The sequence below is a fragment of the Falsiroseomonas oryzae genome (genome assembly GCF_027856955.1).
GTDB lineage: Bacteria > Pseudomonadota > Alphaproteobacteria > Acetobacterales > Acetobacteraceae > Falsiroseomonas > Falsiroseomonas oryzae.
In genome coordinates this window covers 1-2980 of record NZ_JAPSMD010000554.1, presented here as the reverse complement: position 1 = coordinate 2980, position 2980 = coordinate 1, and the positions used below count along the sequence as shown (strand labels likewise).

Sequence of the window (2980 nt, the reverse complement as noted above, 5' to 3'; positions counted from 1 at the left end):
GTCGCGCTGCTGCTGCCCAGCCGCCAGGCCGGGCTGCTGCGCTGGTGCCTGGCGGCGGGGATGCGCGCCGTGCAGCCGCTGACGCTGATGGCGCGCGGCAGCTGGCGCGTGCCGGCGCGCTGCTGGGTGCCCTCGGTGCTGTACTGACCCGCGCCGTTCAGCGCGGCGCGAGGTAGCGCGCGGTGAAGGGCAGGGCGCGGGCCAGGCGCGCGGCCATCATGCGGGCGAAGGCCAGCATGTCGGTCTCCGCGCCGGCCGGGCGGCCGGACAGCCACCAGCACAGGCCGAGGGTGGCGAGATAGACGGCGGCGCCGACCGGCACCGCCTTCAGCGCCTCCACGATGCCGGCGAGCGGGCTGGGCGGCACGCCGGCCCAGCCGAGACCGAGCGACCACAGCACCAGCGCCATGGCGCAGACGGCGACCAGCGGCCGCCAGGTGACGCGCGCCAGGCGCCCCGGCCGGAGCCGCAGGCGATACAGACACCACAGCGTCATCACCACAGCCTCGCCGATCATCGCGCCGGCCATGCCGACGGCGAAGACATGCAGCCCGAAGCCGGCCACCAGCAGCCCCACCGCCACGAAGCGGAACAGCATGCCGATGTAGATGTAGGCGGCGATCTCCCGCAGCCGGGTCTGCGCGTCCAGCAGCGACTGGCCGATCATGCCGAAGGGCATCGCGGCCTTGCCGATCGCCAGGATGGCGATCAGCGCATAGGCCTCGAGCCAGCCCTGGCCGAGCAGCAGGCTCACCACCGGCCCGGCCATCAGCGACAGGCCAATGGAGATGGGCAGGCAGACCAGCATGGTAAGGCTGAAGATGCGCAGGAAGGCGTCGGTGATGCGGTCCCGGTCGGGGCTGCGCAGCGAGGCCGCCATGCCGGGGAAGGCGGCCTGCTGGATCGGGTTGGCGAGTTCGGAGGCGGGCAGCGCCGCGATCTCGTAGCTGACGGTGTAGATGCCGAGCTCCCGCGTGCCGAGCATGCGGCCCATGGCGAAGGTCGCCGTGCGGTCGCGCAGCGCGAGGCCCACCGCGATGATCCAGCTCCAGAAGGAGAGGCCGATCAGCGACCGCCACAGCGAGAGCGACAGGCGCGGGCGGAAGGGATGCATCACATAGGTGATGCCGACGCCGAAGATGCGGGCGAGCACGGCGCCGATGATCAGCGCCCAGTAGCTCTGGATGATCGCGGCCAGCACCAGCGTGATGGGCACGTGCAGCAGGCGCGGCACCAGGTGCATGACGAAGACGCGGTTGAATTCCAGGTTCCGCTGGAACTCCATGGCGCCGACATTGGTGAAGCCTGCCAGCAGCGGCATCAGCGACAGCACCTGGATCACCGCCTCGAGCCGCGGCTCCTCGAAGAAGGCGGCGAGCGGGGCGGCGGTGGCGAGCATGGCGAGCGACAGCGCGACGCCGCGGATGACGGCGATCGTGAAGACGTTGTCGTAGAGCTCGCGGTCGGTCTTGTGCGCGCGGACGACCTGCGCCTCCACGCCCACGGCCAGCACGTTGTCCAGCGTGGCGATGATGGCGAAGGCGAGGCTGAACAGGCCGAAGTCTTCCGGCGACAGCAGCCGGACCATGATCAGCGTGCTGGCCAAGCCGAGCAGCCGCGCGGCCATGCGCCAGGCGAACATCCAGCCTGCGCCCATGGCGGTGCGCGTCAGGATGCCGGATTGCGGGGCAGTCTCGGCCAAGCCGTGTCGTCCTGTCGTGCCGTGGCCGTCGCGCTGCCGCCTCAGGCGCCGGCCGGCACCGGGGCGCGTTCCGGCGCGGCGGCAGGCGAATCCTGGGCGGCCAGGAAGCCTTCCAGCACCAGCAGCTGCCAGATCGCCTGGGCGTGGTCGAAGCGGCCGGAGGCGTGCTCGTCGGCCAGGCGTCCCAGCGCGGCGGTGTCGAACAGGCCGCTGTCGCCCATGACCTCGCCGGTCAGCCGCGCACGCACGGTGGCGGCCTGGGCGCGGAACTGGCCGGCGATGCTGTCGGCGAAGCCGCGCTTCGTGCCCCACAGCAGGTCGTGCGGCAGCAGAGGCGCCATGGCCTGGCGCAGGATGTGCTTGCCCGTGCCGTTCTTCAGCTTCAGCGGCGCCGGCAGCGCCATGCCCCAGGCGACCAGGTCGTGATCCAGGATGGGCGGCCGCAATTCCAGCGAGACGGCCATGGCGGTGCGGTCCGTCTTCACGAGGATGTCGCCCGGCAGGTAGGTGTGCAGGTCGGCGTATTGCGCCTGCAGCAGCCCGTCATCCGGGTCGCATTCCGCCATCAGCGCGACGAATCGCGCCGCCGGGTCGTGGCCGTCCAGCGCGGCGCGAAGCCCCGCGGCGTAAAGGCCGCGGCGGCGGTCGTCGTGCAGCTTGCAGACGGTGCGGTAGTAGCCCAGCGCGCTGTCCAGGCTGATCTCCGTCAGCGTGGTCTTGGCGCGCAGCCAGCGTGGCGCGCGGTCCAGCTTCGGGTAGATGGCCGCCAGCCCGCCGACGACACGCTTGCGCACCGGCGCGGGCAGCAGGCGGCGCGCGGCCTCCGCCATGGCGTGGAAGCGGTAGCGGCGATACCCCGCGAAGACCTCGTCGCCGCCGTCACCGGACAGCGCGACGGTCACGTGCTGCCGCGCCAGCTTGCAGACAGCGAGCGTCGGCACGGCGGAATGGTCGCCGAAGGGCTCGCCGAAGATGCGGGCCTGTTCGCGCGCCGCGGCCACGTAGTCCATGCGGGCGAGTTCCGCATGGCTGGCCACGCCGAGACGGGCGGCGAGGGCTGCGGCGGCGGGGCGCTCGTCCGCCGGCCCCTCGAAGCCGATGGTGAAGGTGGCCAGCGGGCCGGTGCCGGCCTCCTGCACGGCGCGCGCGGCGCAGGCGACGACGGCGCTGGAATCGACCCCGCCCGACAGGAAGGCGCCGAGCGGCACGTCGGACATGAGCTGCGCCCGCACCGCGGCATCCAGCCGCCGCGCCAGTTCCTCGGCGGCGCCGGCCGGC

General features: G+C 72.7%; 2 protein-coding genes. Both read right to left on the bottom strand.

Features of this window, described 5'->3' with window-relative positions:
- Positions 1-157: 157 nt before the first annotated feature.
- On the bottom strand, positions 158-1702 hold the full coding sequence (locus OZN99_RS28735; RefSeq protein ID WP_270938642.1) for an oligosaccharide flippase family protein: 1545 nt from the start codon (positions 1700-1702) through the stop codon (positions 158-160).
- Positions 1703-1743: 41 nt separating this feature from the next.
- The coding region (locus tag OZN99_RS28730) for an asparagine synthase-related protein (RefSeq protein WP_270938641.1) at positions 1744-2980 on the bottom strand (1237 nt) is incomplete at its 5' end.